The sequence below is a fragment of the Herbivorax alkaliphila genome, assembly GCF_030848475.1.
Taxonomy (GTDB): domain Bacteria; phylum Bacillota; class Clostridia; order Acetivibrionales; family Acetivibrionaceae; genus Herbivorax.
This window is the reverse complement of the sequence record NZ_JAVDDS010000009.1, coordinates 57,738-74,652: the sequence shown is the minus strand read 5'-3', so window position 1 is coordinate 74,652 and position 16,915 is coordinate 57,738. Positions and strand designations below refer to the sequence as shown.

Below are 16,915 nucleotides of genomic sequence, written 5' to 3'. Positions count from 1 at the left end.
TTATGGAGATGGGTTATGAATTTTAGAAGATTTTATTTTATAGTGTGTTCTGTTTTATCGGTTTTTATGTTTTGCATTGGTGTTTTAATGCTTGTTTACATTAATGTAACTGATGTTTATGGTTCTGAAAGTGATACTAACAATCAAGGAGATGGTGGAATAGTAGAAAGAATGCTTGATCCTTTTAGGACAACAGAGATGAACAGTATAAATGTTTTACTTTTAGGTGGAGAACAATCTGGAGGTCTTACTGATACGATGATGGTTGTAAATTTCAACCCTAAAACAGCACAGATTAATGTTTTATCAATACCTAGAGATGCACAAATAAGATTAAATAATAGAACAGCAAAAATAAATGAGATCTATCAAAATGGTGGTGGAGAATTTGCAACAGAAAGACTGAGTGAAATTCTTCAAACAGATATAGACTATTATATTCATGTAGGACTTCCGGCTTTTAGGGAAATTATAGATGTGCTTGGAGGCGTGGTTTATGATGTTCCTGTAGACATGTATTATAGAGATCCACTGCAAAATCTTACTATAAATATACAAGCAGGGGAACAGCAGCATTTTGATGGTGAAAAAGCAGAAAAGTTTATGAGATTTAGACAGTATAGAGGTGGAAGGTCAAATGAATATTATGATGGAAGTGATTTAAAAAGAATTGAAGCTCAGCAGAGCTTTATAGAAGAGCTTATAAGACAAAAGGCAAATATGTACTATATAACAAGAATAAATGAGTTACTAGATGTGATTTTTAATAGAGTTGAGACCAATCTTAGTATGAGTGAAGTTTTAAAAATGACCATTAATGCAGATGAAATTAGTGCCCAAAATGCTAACTTTTTCGTTTTGCCAGGTAGAACAGTTGAACAGGAACTATCATACTTTATAATAGACCGAAAGGAAACTATGGAAATCGTTGATGAACATTTTGTTATAGAAACAGTTGAAATTGAAGAACCAGTTGAAGAACCAGTTGAAGAGTAATAAGAATTGGCAAGGGGGATTCCCTTGCCAATTCTTAAAGAGAAGTCCCATATAATTCCATTATATGAGTTGTTTGTAATAAGTAAAGTGATTTATTTATATTTTTTCTAAAAACAACTTGTATGCCTTATATGCCATATAAATATCTGCTTTACTGGTTACTTCAAAAGGTGAATGCATTGAAAGTACAGCTACACCACAATCAATAACATCCATATTCATATTGGCTATAAACTGAGCAATTGTTCCTCCTCCTCCATGGTCTACTTTACCTAATTCAGCAGTTTGCCATATAATTTGATTATCGTTAAAGAGTTTTCGAATGCCTCCAATAAACTCAGCACTTGCATCACTTGCACCTGCTTTCCCGCGAGCACCGGTATATTTTTGAAGAACAACTCCCTTTCCAGCATAAGATGTGTTCATTTTATCATAAACAGCTTCATAAGTAGGATCAAATGCTGCATTTACATCAGCTGAAAGCATTTTGGAATTTGAAATACATCGTCTGGTCACAATGTCTGTATATTTATCAGAACTCAAATAACAAATATCTGCAATGAAATTTTCTAAGAATGCTGATTGGGCTCCTGTATTTCCCATACTGCCTATTTCTTCTTTATCCATCAAAACACATACTGAAGTTTTTTTATTATCTTTTAAATCCATAAGTGCCTTTAAAGAAATATAGGCACACACCCTGTCGTCCTGACCATATGCACCTAACATTCCTCTATCAAAACCCACATCCTTTGCCTTATTTGATGGAACAAACTGAATTTCTGCAGCTTGAAAGTCTTCTTCTACAATTCCATATTTTTCATTTATTAAATTTAAAATATTTAATTTTACTTTTTTAGAAATCTTCTCATCATTAAAAGGGATGGAACCACAAAGTATATTAAGATCTTCTCCTTTAATACCCTCCATCATTTTTTTCTGCATTTGATTTTTAGCCAAATGAGGTAACAAATCTGTAATGGTAAAAACAGCATCATTTTCATCTTCACCTATTTCAATTTCAACAACACTGCCATCTTTTTTTACTACAAATCCATGTATTGCCAGAGGTATTGTAACCCACTGATATTTTTTTATTCCGCCATAATAATGAGTTTGTAAAAAAGCCATGTTACTTGATTCATAAAGTGGATTAGGCTTAAGGTCAAGTCGGGGTGAATCAACGTGAGCTCCTAAAAGGTTAAATCCCATTTCAGGAGGTTCAGATCCTATAGTTGCTAAAATTATTGATTTATTTCTATTGATTTTATAGACTTTCATGCCCTCTTTTAATTTTTGATTTGAATTAATTATTTCATCAATTGATACAAAACCACTTTTGGAGATAAGTTTTTGGGTTTCATTAATGAATTCTCTTTCTGTTTTTGATTTATCCAGAAAACTTTTGTATTCATCACAAAATGAAAATGTGTTTTTTACATCTTCCTCACTGATTTTGTTCCATGCATTGTGATTAGTATAAGAAAGTTTTTCTGAAAGTTTTTGTCCATAACTCTTATTGCTTGACATAATTTGCTGCCTCCTCTTATATATAAAATATTCATCAAAAAAATCTACGATGCTATTGTTATTTTACCATACTTTTTAAGTATTATTTAATAAAAATATAAAAAAAATTGATGCTAATGTTAGCACCAGTTTTTTTAGGATGTTTTAATCTTCAAATGTTTTAGACAAGTCTTTTTCTATTGATTCATAATCATCTAAAATCTTAAAAAGCATATCTACAACATCAGGATCAAATTGAGTGCCTGAGTGAGTTTTAAATTGATTGAGGGTTTCTTCAAGATTTAATTTAGATCTATATTTTCTATCAGATGTCATTGCATCAAAAGCATCTGCTACAGTTAATATTCTTGCTAAAAATGGAATATCATCACCTTTTAGACCTTCTGGATATCCTTTTCCATCAACTCTTTCGTGATGATATTTTACAAGTGGTACAACATCTTGGAACATTGATATTGCAGATAATATATAAGCACCTTTTAAGGGGTGTTTCTTTATTTCTTCATACTCATTATATTCTAATTTATTTGTTTTAAACAAAATATCATCAGCAGTGCCAATTTTACCTATGTCATGGAATATTCCTGCTATTTTAAGAAGTTCAATTTCTTTTTGTGATAAGTTAAAACCAGTTCCCAATTTCATTGCAAGATAGGAAACTCTGTCAGAGTGGCCTCTAGTGTAGTAATCTTTTGCATCTACGGTAAGCCTTAATGCTTCAATTGTATCCATATATCTTTTTTTCAATTCCTTATATGTCTTGTCTAATTCCTCCTTTTTCATATTTATAAGTGAATGTAAAAAAGCATTGTTTATAGACGAGGCTGCCTGCCTTGAATATATTTCAATTAATGTTTTTCCTTCATTAAAGTTATTGCTTTCAATATAAATAACTCCCATAGATTTGTTGAATTCGTTATAGAGAGGAAAAATAATGCCGGATTCTAAAGTTAAAACTTTATTTACTTCCCTGCTGCGACCTATTTGTTCCATTAAGTATGGGCTTAATACTTCAACTAAAGACTTAGTAGGTATGTCATATGACCCCACACCTTTAAATATTATTTTTTCTTCATTGTCGTTGCTGTCATCAATTAAAATAAAGGCATTTTTGCTGTTTACTAAAGGCATAAGACCTTTTAAGATTTCTTCTAATATAGTACTAATTGGTTGTAGTTGATAAATTTTAGGTACTGTATTGAGTATTTTATTTAAACCATCTTTAAAATGTTTAATTGTCCGCATCTGTGAAATTGATTTAATTCCAGACTCAATTAAAAGCATTAATTGGTCAAAACGGTCGCTTTTTTCGCAGTAGCCTTGAATATCAAGAGCTTTTATTGTGTCAAGAGGAGGTGCTAAATCCTTATGACCTGTAAGCATTAATATATAAGTATCCTTATTAAATTCTCTTAGCTTTGAAACAACTTGGTCACCATTTATTGGAGTCATAATATAATCTAGTATCAGCATATCAAAGGTTTCGTCTTTCATTACTTCAATAGCCTCTAGAGGATTTGTAATGCCTTTACAATAGTAACCGTTTCGGTTAAGCATTACCTTTATTGAATTAATTATACCTTCTTCATCGTCTAATATAAGAATCTTATAATCCTTAGATATCTGGGAAAGCTTTTTTCTCATACAAAATCCTCCTTAAGCGGTATAATAAAATTGCATATTGTATTTTGCTCCCCAATTAAATAACTTAATGTTGATTAACATAAGAATAGAAAAAGATTAAATAATAGTCTATTTACATTTTACATGATTTTCAAAGCATATGCAATACCCTAATTCATTAAATTTGCAATCATATAAAGTATAATTTCACCATATTTTAAGTAGTTAATCTTATTCTAAGACTCCACCTGAAGTCGCCATGTTTAGCTTTAGCTAAACGAGTTCACTTTACATATTTAAAACACTCAAAAGGGCATCTACAATATCAGGATCAAATTGAGAGCCTGATTCTTTTTTTAATTCTTTCACAGCTTGCTCTAAATTCATTCCCTTTCTGTATGGACGATTCGATAACATTGCATCAAATGCATCCGCAACACATAAAATTCTAGCCTCAAAGGGAATTTTATTTCCTTTAATTCTAGATGGATAACCATTGCCATCATATCTTTCATGATGGTGTTTTATAGTATCTATTAACAATTCCATACTTGACAAGGGTTCTAAAATATCAACACTGTAAATTGGATGATTTCGCATAAGAAGAAGCTCTGAATTTGTTAACGGTGTAGATTTATTCAATATAGCTTCTGGTATTTCAACTTTTCCTATATCGTGTAATAAAGCAGCTATTTTTAATTCACGAAGCCTGCTTTTAGAAAGCCCTAGTTCCCTTCCTATCTTTTCAGTATAATCCATAACCCTCTCTGAATGTCTAAGAGTATATTTGTCTTTTGCAGAAACTGTGCCTAAAAGAACTCTCACTCCAGCAAATAGCTGGTCTTCATCTGAATTAAAAAAGGCTTTTATTTCTTCAAAAACATCTCTATATAATTGTACATTATTTCTACCCTTGTTTTTTGCTTGATAAAGAGCACTAGTTGCCTGCATAACCAAGTCATCCATGTTCCTTGCAAAATTAGGATATATTGAATATCCTATAGAAAGTGTTATATCTTCAGGTAGTTTTTCTTTTCTTACCATTTCTTTATAAGATTTTTTTATACGTTCAATTATCCATAAAACATCATTTGTGTTAGTATCAGAAATTAATATTGCAAATTCGTCTCCTCCATATCTACATACAATATCTTGTTTTTTTGTTTCCTTAAACAATACGTAGGCAGTTTTAGCCAAAAGCTCATCACCTTCATTGCGTCCGTAAGTGTTATTATATTTTCTAAAATTATCAATATCAATCATTATCATACCTAATGAACTATTTGTGCTATCTGCATGTTTTATTTTTTCCTCGACTAATGTATGAAAATACCTATGATTATAAACTCCTGTAAGATTGTCAATAAATGCTATTCTCTCTAGTTTATATATATGCTTATTGTTTTGAGAAGATATGTACGCAACTAAAATAGATACAATAACAAGAGATATTCTCATAAATGCAAGGTTTACAAGCAGTGGTGGAGCAAATTCAACTAAACCTAGCATATCTTCTGGAATTTTTTCAATATCACTTACAATTTCTGAAGATAACATAAAAGCAGATCTAAAAAAATATATAGCCGCAATGCCGTTTGTAGATGCAGATAGAGACATTCCTAAATAAGAGTATCGATATGAAAGAAAGATAGAAAGTCCTACTTCTAATATGGCAAGAAACCCTCTATACTCTACAGGTAAAAGTCTTAGAGCCTGAATGGATATAATAAATAAGTAAATTAAAACAGTTATTATAAATGATTTTGTTATCATAGCCTTCAGTTTGTAATTCCATGGCTGTAAATATAAATCGTCATAGTAATAGAGGTCTGCCGATGTATTATTAGCGTCTAAAAGTTTTTTCTTGGTTTTGGTATTTCCTAAAAGTAAATCTACTAAGTTTCTAAATGGTGTTTCTTTTCTTTCCACAATAACAATTCCCTTTCTTTTTCTAATGTATAAGACAATATAATGATTATTATAACAAAAAATAATAATTATACTTTTTTTATTACTTAACCTAACATGTAGTTACTTGACTTAAGTATAATTATACTTTATAAATAAGATATATTCAAATTTAATTTTAAAAAAATTGGGGAGGACAAAAATGTTTGATTGCCATATTCACAGTAGTTTTTCAGGAGATAGTGAAATGAATTGTCAGGTAGCTATTGAAACTGCAATAAATTTAGGACTTGATGGAATAGCTTTTACAGATCATTTAGACTATGACTATCCTGACTATGATGATGTATTTATGATTGATTTTGATAAATATTCATTGTTTGTTGACAAATTAAAACAAGATAACAAAAAAAATATTAAAATATTTAAAGGTATTGAAGTTGGAATTCAACCTCATGTTATACAAGATACCAAAGAGATTATTGAGAAATATGATTTTGACATTGTCATAGCTTCAACCCATATTGTAGACAAACTAGATCTTCATAATGGAGATTTTTGCAAAGACAAAACAAGAAAAGAAGCCTATTGTAGGTATCTTGAAGCTGTTTTAGAAAGTGTATCAGGGCTTAATAATTTTGATGTGTTGGGGCATTTAGATCTTATAAGGAGGTATGGATGTTATGATGTCAATACATTAAGATATAAAGATTTTTCAGATTGTATTGATGCTATTTTAAGCAAATTGATTTCTTCAGGAAAAGGTCTAGAGGTAAATACATCAGGATATAGATACAACTTAGGGTCACCAATGCCTGACTTTGACATTGTAAATCGCTACAGAGAATTAGGTGGTGAAATAATATGCACAAGTTCTGATGCACATACACCGGATTATATAGCATATAAATTTTCTTATATAAAAGAACTTATTGAAAAAGCAGGGTTTAAATATATTGCTTATTTTGAAAACAGAAAACCTGTTTTTGAGCCTATAAAGTGATTACTCCTCCACCTATAACTATATCATCACTATAAAAAACAACCGACTGTCCTGGAGTTATTGCTCGCTGAGGGAGTTTAAATACAACCTCAGCTTTTCCGTCTTCTAACGGATAAATGGTTGCATCTGCTTCTTTTGCAGAGTACCGAATTTTTGCTTTTACTTCCATAGGTTCTTCTAGCTTGTCAATCATTATAAAATTTAAATCACCTGCAATCAAAGATTTAGAGAATGTTTCATCATTTTTGCCCAGTATTACATTGTTATTTTCAATATCAAGTCCCACCACATACATAGGTTTTCCAAAAGCTATTCCCAATCCTTTTCTTTGACCTATAGTGTAGTGAATTATTCCTTTATGTTTTCCCAATAAATTTCCCTCTGTGTCAACAAAGTATCCAGACTTAACTTTTTTATCTGTATTTTCTTTTATAAATTTAGCATAATTATTATCTTCAACAAAACATATTTCTTGGCTGTCAGGTTTAGAAGCTACATCAAGATCTAAATCTTTTGCAATTTCGCGTACATGGTCTTTTGTATAATCACCTATAGGCATTAGTATTTTGGAAAGTTGGTGTTGATTTAAATTATATAGTGCATATGTCTGATCTTTTTTTTGAGTTACTGATTTTTTTAATAAGTACCTTTTTAAGTTTTTATCATATTCAATAATGGCATAATGTCCTGTAGCTACATAATCTATTCCCATAGATAATGCTTTTTGAAGCATAGCTTCAAATTTAACATATCTGTTACAGGCAATGCAAGGGTTAGGTGTTTTGCCTTTTAAATATTCATCTTTAAAGTAGTCAATTACCTTATTTTCAAATACATCCTGAAAGTTCATTACATAATAAGGAATGCCCAACTTGTATGCAACTCTTCTAGCATCATCAACAGCAGAAAGAGAACAACATCCTCCTTCCGCTTGCTTTGTATCAGCATTTATTTCAGGCCATATCTTCATGGTAACACCTATTACTTCATAACCTTTTTCTAAAAGCACAGCAGCAGCTACAGAACTGTCAACGCCACCGCTCATACCAATCATAACTTTTTCTTTAGACATTTCGTATCAATTCCACCTTCTATTCAATTCTAAAACCCTACCTTTTATAAGGTGAAGTTTTTTTAGGTGTATGATGCACACCCATTTTTCTTATAATTTCAGGTGGAGATTTTACTCCACCTGAAAATTCAAATTTTGGTTTTAAGTTGAGCTAAATTTCTAGTCTATATCATGGTTTATATCTTCGCACCTTTTACAGCAGGAAATACATCCACTTTCCTCTTCTTTAAGACCATTTTTTACTTTATAATTTTCTATTGCAGCCTGTATAGCTTCTTCTGCTAGATTTGAACAGTGCATTTTAGCAGGTGGTAACCCATCTAAAGCCTCTGCAACAGATTTGTTTGTTATATTTAAGGCTTCATCAACAGTCTTGCCTATTATAAGTTCTGTAGACATACTGCTTGTAGCAACAGCTGCACCACACCCAAAAGTTTTAAATTTAGCATCAACTATTTTATCGTCTTCAATTTTAAGATACATTTTCATAATATCTCCGCATTTGGCATTTCCAACTTCACCAATTCCATCTGCATTTTCGATTTCTCCAACATTTCTTGGATTTGAAAAATGATCCATAACTTTTTCACTATACATATTATTTCCCTCTTTTCACTTTTTCATATAATGGAGACATTTCTCTCAGTCTCTCAACAATTTCAGGTAATTCTTTCATAAGTAAATCAATGTCTTCGTGTGTGTTGTCTTTTCCAAAAGTAATTCTCAGCGATCCATGAGCTATTTCATGAGGAAGACCAATTGCAAGAAGAACATGTGAAGGATCTAAAGATCCTGATGTGCAGGCAGACCCACTTGAAGCTGCAATACCTTTCATATCAAGCATAAGTAAAAGGGACTCACCTTCAATAAATTCAAAAGAAAAATTAATATTGCCTGGAAGGCGGTTTTGTCTGTCTCCGTTTAATTTTGTAAAAGGTATCTTTTCCATTACTTCTTCAATTGTTCGATCTCTTAAGCCTATAAGTTTTTTGTTGTTTTCTTCTATATTTTTAGTTGCAAGCTGAATTGCTTTTCCAAGCCCTACTATTCCTGCAACATTTTCAGTACTTGCCCTTCGACCTCTTTCTTGGGCTCCTCCATGCATAAAGGAAGTAATTCTTACCCCTTTTTTAACATATAAAGCACCTACACCTTTAGGTCCATAAAACTTGTGAGATGACAAAGATAAAAGGTCAATATTTAAGTCGTTAACGTCTATAGGCACAGTTCCTACTGCTTGTACAGCATCAGTGTGGAAAAATACACCTTTATCTCTAGCGATTTTACCAATTTCTTTAATAGGCTGAATTGTGCCTATTTCATTGTTTGCAAACATAATTGTTATAAGTATTGTATCAGGTCTAATTGCTTTTAAAACTTCATTCGCAGAAACAAGACCATTTTCATCAACAGGCAAATATGTTACTTCAAACCCATCACTCTCTAAGTACTGACATGCGTGCATAACAGCATGGTGTTCTATGTTTGTAGTGATAATATGGTTACCTTTGTCCTTATTAGCATAAGCCACACCTTTTACAGCCCAATTATCTGCCTCAGTTCCTGAACCGGTAAAAAATATTTCTCTTGGATTTGAGCCAACAGCTTTAGACACTTTTTCACGAGCTTCTTCTAAAGCCTTCTTGCTTTCTCTTCCAAGGGAATATATGGATGAAGGATTACCAAAGTTTTCAGTAAAATATGGAAGCATCTCTTCTAAAACTTCAGTGCTTATAGGCGTTGTTGCTGCGTGATCAAAATATATTGTCTTTTTGTCCATAATTATTACCCCTTATATTAATACTAGTTTCCTATTATTTATTCCCTAAAATAAATTGTTAAAACATTTTACGAATTATAATATGACATAAAGAGATAATCTTTTATATCAATTAGTATTATTTTGTAAGTTTAATATTATTGAATATTTATATCAACTAGATTAGCACTCCAGATTGGGATTGTCAATATTTTTTGTTTATCTATTAGAAAGAATTGTTCTTAGGTTTTTAAATTTTAGCTTTAAATATGTATTAAAAGAAAAATTTAAAATAATGGAGTATAATATCTTTTTTTTAGCATGTCCTCAATTTCGTTAATAGTTTTACCCTTTGAATTAATCATAAGCACTCCATAAGAGCACCTTTCACCCATAGTGGCTTCAGGCATGTTGTTTCTTGAAACATGAGAAATATTAAAGAAATTTCTTTCATATATAATTGCATCAACAGGATAATTATAATTTTCAATGTAAACAACATTGAAACCTCTTTTTTCAAGTTTATTTTTTAGGTTTTCAAGTCCCCTTTCAATTGCAACAACCAAAAAAACCACCTCCAGTAATATTATTACCGAAAATGGCTGTTAGTATGCTTTGTTATAAATCTTTTTCTTTTTGATAAAAAAAAGTTTGAATAGGTTTTAAATTATAATTTGCATAAAGAAGTATTTGCTCTGTACTACCAACAAATAATATTCCTGAAGAGGTTAAAGACTTATTAAAATTTTTGTATATTTGAATTTTAGCCTCTTCTGTAAAATAAATCAAAACATTTCTACAAACAATTAAATCACAGTTAGGTGGATATTCATCAGCTAATAAATTATGATGCTTAAAATTAATGCATCGTTTTATTTCGTCATTTATTTGAAAATTTTTGCCATCGTGTGTAAAGTACTTTTTTAAATAAGATTTAGGAAGGTTTGCAACGCTTTTTTCAGTATAGGTGCCTTTTTTTGCTCTTTTAAGAATGTCCTTATCTATATCAGTTGCTATGACTTTTATATTTTTAAGAGGCACAAATTCATTTAATATCATTGCAAGAGTATATGGTTCATCACCACTAGAACAGGCAGCACTCCAAATATTTAGGTTTCTATTTTTTTTTAAAAGCATGGGGAAAATAATTTCTCTTAACTTATTCCATTGCTCAGGATTTCTATAAAATTCTGAAACATTTATAGTCATGTAGTTTATAAACTCATTATAAAGTTCTCTATCAACTTTGAGTGCATCAATATACGACTGATATCCGTCAAAGTTCTTTTTTTGTATTAAAGCATTAATTCTTCTTTTCATTTGTCTCTCTTTATAAAGACTAAGATCAATACCACTTATTTTATAAATTTCTTCTTTAAAGCCCTCATAATTCATAGTCATGTGCGGCATCTCCATTCTAATAATTAATCACTGAGCAAATCCCTAAGTTCAGGGAAAAACCTTTTTATTTCTAATTCAGCACTTTCAACAGAATCAGATGCATGCATTAAGTTTTCAAAACGATGAGAGCCAAAATCGCCTCTTATTGTGCCAGGCAAAGAGTCAAAAGAACTGGTTTTTCCAATCATATTACGAATTGCTGATATAACCTTGTTTCCTGAAACAATCATAGTTATAACAGAACCAGAGGTCATATATTTTATCATGTCTTCAAAAATAGGTGATCCTTCTACATGAGCATAATGTAATCTAGCAGTTTCTTTTTTAATTTTCATCATTTTCATGTGAGTTATGGTAAAATTTTTTCTTTCAAATCGTGAGATTATTTCTCCTATAAGTTTTCTTCGCACAGAATCGGGTTTTAAGATAACCAATGTTCTCTCCATATTTTCTCCTTTTTGTGATAATAGTATAAAGACTTAATTGGTATAAATATATTTTAACATATTATTTCAAAAAAATAAAGGTTAAATTAAATTCACAAGTTTGTGAATACGCATAATAAATAGTATGTGTTAAAATTTGCGAAATTAATCTTCAAAAACCAGGAAGAATTAATTCTTCCTGGTTTTTAGGTAAAATTCATAGGCTTTATCTTATTCTAAGACTCCACCTAAAGTCTCAATGTTTAGCTTTAGCTAAACGAGTTCACTCACTCTTTAGGCTCATCATCTGTTTCAGTTTTTACAACATCACCTAATGTAATGCCCATATCTTCTTTGTGCTCTGTTTCCTGAGCTTCATCAGCCTTTTTCTCACCTTTAGGCAATTTATCGTCAGTAGGGTCTATTGGATTTACTTCTTTAATGCTAAGACTTATTTTTTTGTTTTCAATGTCCATTTCAATTATCTTAGCATCAACTTCCATTCCAACCTTTAAAACATCTTCAACTTTTGCAACATGCTTGTTTGATATCTGTGAGATATGAACAAGCCCATCAACGCCTTTTATAATTTCAACAAATGCTCCAAAAGATGCCATTCTTAAAACCTTTACAGTAACAATAACACCTTCTTTATACATTTGACCTACTTTAAACCACGGATTATCTTCTTGTTTTCTGTATCCTAAAGATATTTTTTTCTTGTCTTTATCAAAGCTTAAAACAAATACTTCCACAGTGTCCCCTACTTTGAGAACTTCCGAAGGATGTTTTACTCTAGACCATGACAATTCAGAAACATGGACAAGTCCATCTACGCCTCCAATATCAACAAAAGCGCCAAAGCTAGTAAGACTTTTAACAACTCCACTATAAATTTTGCCCTCTTCGATATTTTCCCACACTTCTTTTGAGGCCTTTTTATTTTTTTCTTCAATAAGTACCCTTGCAGATCCAACTAATTTGCGTCTCTTTTGATTAAAGTCAATAATCCTTAATTCAAGAGTTCTTTTTAGATATTCTCTTAAATCTTTTACATATCTGTCACTTAGTTGAGATCCAGGCACAAAAATTCGCACTCCATTGCAGCTTGTAACCACTCCACCTTTGACAACTTCAACTACAACAGCTTTAACTGGAGTTTTATCCTCATAAGCCTTTTCTATTTCATCCCAAGACTTAATTGCGTCAACCTGCTTTTTAGAAAGCTTCACATTGCCCTCTCCATCATTAATCTTTTGAACAAACACTTCAATTTCATCGCCTACTTTTATGTCATCTTCCAATTTGAAGTCTGGCACATCAGTATACTCGTCAAGAGATATTATTCCATCAGACTTGTATCCTAAGTCTACAAAAACTTCATTAGCATTAAAACCAATTACTTTTCCAGTTATAATATCTCCTGGCTGTATTCTTACAAAAGAATCTTCAAAAGCATCGGCAAAATTAATGTCATCTTGTTTTTCTTCATTTTTCACTGTTTCCTGATTGTTTAATTCACTCATTTTTTTAATAACCTCCTCAATTACCCAGTCCGGTGTCGAAGCCCCGGCAGAAATTCCTATTTTTTTTATTTTTCCTACATCTATCGGCGGTAAATCACCGGATGTTTGTACTTTAAAAGTCATAGCACAGTGTTTTTTAGAAATATCAAAAAGCTTTTGGGTGTTTGAACTGTTTTTACCCCCAACTATTATCATTAAATCTACAATTTTAGATATTTCCTTCACTTCGCTCTGTCTTTTACTTGTGGCATTACATATTGTATCAAATTTTGAAATGTTTTTAAATTGTTCTTTTAAACATTCATTTATTTCATGCCATTTTTCTTTGGTTATAGTTGTTTGTGCTACAACACAGATTTTTTTATCACTTTTTTTTAGTAGTTTTGCATCGTCAACACTATTAACTATATAGGCACTGTTGTTACACCACCCATTAATTCCAATTACTTCGGGATGATTTCTATCACCCACAATGATTATCCTGTAGTCTTGGTTACTTTTTTCTTCTACAAGATTGTGTATTTTTTTCACATATGGACATGTAGCATCTTCCAAAATCAACCCCTTATCTTTAATCTTCTTATATATAATTGGTGTAACACCATGTGCTCTAATAACAATATGACCTTTTCCATTAATATCATTTATATCTTCAACAGTTTTTACACCCTTTTCACTAAGATAACTTACCACTTGGTCATTATGAATGATAGGTCCAAAGGTATATATTTGCTTTCCGTTTGTCTCAAGCATTTCATAAACCATATTTACAGCATTATTAACTCCAAAACAAAATCCTGCTGACTTAGCTACAACAATTTCCAATTCTATTCCTCCAAAAGAGAATTAATTTTTTTCATAATTTTTTCACTTTCCAATGATAACTCACTATTAGTATATTTCTTATTTTTATCTAAATCAAGTCTAAATGGTTTTCCAAAAATTATTTTAATTTTACTAAAAAGCTTGTAATTACCGTCAACTAAAACAGGCAAAACAGGTGACTGTGACTTTTGAGCTAAAAGAGCTGCTCCACCTTTAGCTTTTATCTCTTTATTGTTTTTTTTCTTTCTTGTACCTTCAGGAAAAATACCAACAATATGCCCTTCTGATAGAAGTTTTAAAGATGTTTTTATAGCTCCAATATCACCTTTTCCTCTTTTCACAGGAAAAGCTCCTAGGTTTTTTATAATAACTCCTAAAAGGGGATTTTTAAAAAGCTCTTCTTTTGCCATATAGTGAACTAATCGTTTTATTCTATAACCAATAAAGAACATGTCCAACTCACTAACATGATTGCTGCACAAAAGAACAGCTCCCTTTTGGGGAATATTTTCCTTGCCAATAATTTGTACTCTGTAAAAAATAGAAAAGATTATAAAAAGAATCATTTTTAATATTTTTTTACCCATAATTTTTCACATACCCCAAAATTGTATTTACTACTTGGTCTATTGACATATTTGTTGTGTCAATTTCTATAGCATCCGATGCTTTAGTAAGTGGTGCAAAATTTCTGTTGCTGTCATTTTTATCTCTATACTGAATATCTTTTAAAACCTCTTCTAAAGTCATATTTTTAACACCTTTAGCTATTTGCTCTTGGTATCTTCTCTTTGCTCTCTCTTTAATGTCTGCATTTAAGAAAACCTTAACATCAGCACTAGGTAGCACATAAGTACCGATATCTCTTCCATCCATTACTACACTGTTTTTTGATGCTATTTCTCTTTGCAGTTCAACCATTTTTATCCGTACATTAGAAATGGTTGCAACATTTGATGCCCCTATAGAGACTTGTGGTGTTCGTATAAGAGAATTGACATCTTTGCCATCTAAAAAAATTTTTTGCTCATTTTCAGAAAAGATAATTTTAATATCAATATTTTTAACAAGTTTTGATAATTTGTCCTCATCAACTGTATCAATGTTTTCATTGATTGCTTTTAATGCCACTGTTCTATACATAGCTCCAGTATCTAGGTATAAAATACTTAATTTTTTTGATATAGTCTTTGCGATTGTACTTTTTCCTGCACCAGCAGGGCCGTCAATTGCAATTGAAATTTTCCTGTTATTCATAATACTCCCTCAAAACCATGTATTTATTGTTATTTTTTAGCTATTACTACTCTAAATCAGGTCTTAAAACCTTTGAATCATTAAGATATATATGTCTAATGATTTTATCCGTATCTGTATTTACATGAAACATTACCCGTATACACTTTTTAAGGCTGTCTGGTACATCAATTTCATTCATGCACATAAGTGCCACATCATTCATGCCAATTTCACGTGCTGCTACCGCTGGAAAAGCTGCATCCAAATCTTTTGTAGCGGTAAAAATAATACTTATAATATCATCTTTAGAAAGATGATTTTCTTTAATTATTTCATCAAGAAGCTTTTGTGTTTCATTTATTATTTCATGCTTATCATTGTTTGATACAGTAGTAGCTCCTCTTATAGCCTTTACCATAACTTAATTCCCCCATTCTACCATTCTACCATTCTACCATTTCTACAAGTACATTTTAGACAACTCTGTGTCCTAATCCAATAGAAACTTCATTTAAATGAAGCAAACCAATACCAAAAAAGATTGCTACACTAATATGATCTTTACAGCGAGCAATACCTATTTTGCCTCCGACGTTTAAGCCCAATGCTTTGGGCATTATCTGAGACAGAGCCTCTCTTGTAGCTCCTGCTACTGCTCCCTCTTCTGCATGATTATCTACAATAATCTTTTCTCTTTTTGAAGCTACAACTGCTCTTTCTACTATTTTCATAACCGATGTTATGAATTCACCACCATAATCTACAGCAGCAGTTTGAATACCCAGTTTAAGATAATCAGACTGGTAGTGCTTTTCTTCCTGTCTTTGTGATGTAAGAGCAATTTTAATAGCTGCAGAAGCAATTTCCTTACTTCCGAAGTTTGTAAATTTCGAAATATTTTCGTCCATAATCTCTCCAAAATTATATATAAAGTTATCAAACACTATTATATTATACTGTAATAATGACATTAAGACAATAAAAAATTTAATCAATTCTTATTTTAGTTAATTGTTTTATTTCAGAATTTAAATTAATTTTAGTGCCTTTGTAGTTATCTGCAATATTATTGCTTGTAGAAATTATTTCCACTTTAGCATTATCAGCCATAGTAGAATCAATTTCTACTACATCTCCATCTTTTACGTAAAGCTTTACGATGTTTGCGGTAAATGTAGCTATTTCATCTCCATTTAATAATACCTTAACTTTTTCATTTGTCTTTTCACTTTTTAATGAAATGAAAAGTTCGCCCTTTTTATAAAGATACTCCTCTAGTTGAAGAGGATTTCCCTCTAAACCATTTTCATTTACAAGAACAGACCTTATATTTGGATTCATCATTGCAGATTGAATAAAAATCAAACTCAAGAATACACATACAAAAATAAAGAAAAAAACTTTTTCAAGAATATTTATTGTAATTTTATTTCGATATTTCATCTTTTTTTTGCCTAACCTAAATGCTATGATTTTCATATTTTTCACTCCGATATTATGAGGGAATAATTACTATAATCTATAAGAATAATATGCTCAAATTTTTAAAAAAATACACATAGTATATAATAAGTAATGGCTAGAAATAACATCCTATTCCCATACCCC

General features: G+C 30.9%; 17 protein-coding genes. 2 read left to right on the top strand and 15 right to left on the bottom strand.

Annotated elements, in window-relative coordinates; genetic code table 11:
• Positions 1 to 15: 15 nt before the first annotated feature.
• Positions 16 to 996 carry an LCP family protein gene (locus RBH29_RS05060; protein ID WP_306695668.1) on the top strand — a complete coding sequence of 327 codons (981 nt, stop codon included), beginning with the start codon at positions 16 to 18 and terminating at the stop codon, positions 994 to 996.
• Between the two features lie 96 nt (positions 997 to 1,092).
• Here the strand turns inward: RBH29_RS05060 and RBH29_RS05055 are convergent, their stop codons facing one another.
• The 3 genes from RBH29_RS05055 to RBH29_RS05045 form a co-directional block, all read right to left on the bottom strand.
• Entirely contained in the window at positions 1,093 to 2,526 is a 1,434-nt protein-coding gene (locus RBH29_RS05055; RefSeq protein ID WP_306695667.1) for an aminopeptidase, read from the bottom strand.
• 144 nt (positions 2,527 to 2,670) lie between these two features.
• Positions 2,671 to 4,170 carry an HD domain-containing phosphohydrolase gene (locus RBH29_RS05050; RefSeq protein ID WP_306695666.1) on the bottom strand — a complete coding sequence of 500 codons (1,500 nt, stop codon included), beginning with the start codon at positions 4,168 to 4,170 and terminating at the stop codon, positions 2,671 to 2,673.
• Between the two features lie 267 nt (positions 4,171 to 4,437).
• Positions 4,438 to 6,078, bottom strand: a complete 1,641-nt coding sequence (locus tag RBH29_RS05045; protein WP_306695665.1) for a bifunctional diguanylate cyclase/phosphohydrolase — start codon at positions 6,076 to 6,078, stop codon at positions 4,438 to 4,440.
• 181 nt (positions 6,079 to 6,259) lie between these two features.
• Here RBH29_RS05045 and RBH29_RS05040 point away from each other — a divergent pair, with 181 nt between their 5' ends.
• Complete coding sequence (locus RBH29_RS05040) at positions 6,260 to 7,060, top strand: histidinol-phosphatase HisJ family protein (RefSeq protein WP_306695663.1); 801 nt, start codon at positions 6,260 to 6,262, stop codon at positions 7,058 to 7,060.
• Here RBH29_RS05040 and mnmA read toward each other — a convergent pair.
• The 12 genes from mnmA to RBH29_RS04980 all read right to left on the bottom strand — a co-directional run bounded on the left by mnmA (position 7,050) and on the right by RBH29_RS04980 (position 16,786).
• Positions 7,050 to 8,132 (bottom strand): tRNA 2-thiouridine(34) synthase MnmA, encoded by a 1,083-nt coding sequence (gene mnmA / locus RBH29_RS05035; protein WP_306695660.1) that lies wholly within the window; start codon positions 8,130 to 8,132, stop codon positions 7,050 to 7,052. The two genes, RBH29_RS05040 and mnmA, sit on opposite strands and share 11 nt — an antisense overlap.
• Before the next feature lie 159 nt (positions 8,133 to 8,291).
• On the bottom strand, positions 8,292 to 8,729 hold the full coding sequence (gene nifU, locus RBH29_RS05030) for a Fe-S cluster assembly scaffold protein NifU (protein ID WP_306695659.1): 438 nt from the start codon (positions 8,727 to 8,729) through the stop codon (positions 8,292 to 8,294).
• Between the two features lies 1 nt (position 8,730).
• A complete protein-coding gene (nifS, locus tag RBH29_RS05025; protein ID WP_306695658.1) occupies positions 8,731 to 9,912 on the bottom strand; it encodes a cysteine desulfurase NifS in 1,182 nt (393 codons plus the stop codon).
• Positions 9,913 to 10,178: 266 nt separating this feature from the next.
• The gene (locus tag RBH29_RS05020; RefSeq protein ID WP_459076756.1) at positions 10,179 to 10,457 is read right to left on the bottom strand and encodes a YkuS family protein; all 279 of its coding nucleotides are present in this window, start codon (positions 10,455 to 10,457) and stop codon (positions 10,179 to 10,181) included.
• Positions 10,458 to 10,509: 52 nt separating this feature from the next.
• Entirely contained in the window at positions 10,510 to 11,286 is a 777-nt protein-coding gene (locus tag RBH29_RS05015) for a CheR family methyltransferase (RefSeq protein WP_459076755.1), read from the bottom strand.
• Positions 11,287 to 11,315: 29 nt separating this feature from the next.
• Complete coding sequence (ndk, locus tag RBH29_RS05010; protein ID WP_306695655.1) at positions 11,316 to 11,738, bottom strand: nucleoside-diphosphate kinase; 423 nt, start codon at positions 11,736 to 11,738, stop codon at positions 11,316 to 11,318.
• Between the two features lie 266 nt (positions 11,739 to 12,004).
• Entirely contained in the window at positions 12,005 to 14,068 is a 2,064-nt protein-coding gene (locus RBH29_RS05005; RefSeq protein ID WP_306695654.1) for a bifunctional 4-hydroxy-3-methylbut-2-enyl diphosphate reductase/30S ribosomal protein S1, read from the bottom strand.
• 2 nt (positions 14,069 to 14,070) lie between these two features.
• Positions 14,071 to 14,655 carry a lysophospholipid acyltransferase family protein gene (locus RBH29_RS05000; RefSeq protein WP_306695653.1) on the bottom strand — a complete coding sequence of 195 codons (585 nt, stop codon included), beginning with the start codon at positions 14,653 to 14,655 and terminating at the stop codon, positions 14,071 to 14,073.
• Positions 14,648 to 15,325 (bottom strand): (d)CMP kinase, encoded by a 678-nt coding sequence (gene cmk / locus RBH29_RS04995; protein WP_306695652.1) that lies wholly within the window; start codon positions 15,323 to 15,325, stop codon positions 14,648 to 14,650. The genes RBH29_RS05000 and cmk overlap by 8 nt, the downstream gene beginning before the upstream one ends.
• A gap of 46 nt (positions 15,326 to 15,371) precedes the next feature.
• Positions 15,372 to 15,725, bottom strand: coding sequence for a chorismate mutase (aroH, locus tag RBH29_RS04990; RefSeq protein WP_306695651.1), 354 nt, complete (start codon positions 15,723 to 15,725; stop codon positions 15,372 to 15,374).
• Between the two features lie 55 nt (positions 15,726 to 15,780).
• The gene (locus RBH29_RS04985) at positions 15,781 to 16,215 is read right to left on the bottom strand and encodes a HutP family protein (protein ID WP_306695650.1); all 435 of its coding nucleotides are present in this window, start codon (positions 16,213 to 16,215) and stop codon (positions 15,781 to 15,783) included.
• A gap of 79 nt (positions 16,216 to 16,294) precedes the next feature.
• Entirely contained in the window at positions 16,295 to 16,786 is a 492-nt protein-coding gene (locus RBH29_RS04980; protein ID WP_306695649.1) for a hypothetical protein, read from the bottom strand.
• Positions 16,787 to 16,915 lie beyond the last annotated feature (129 nt).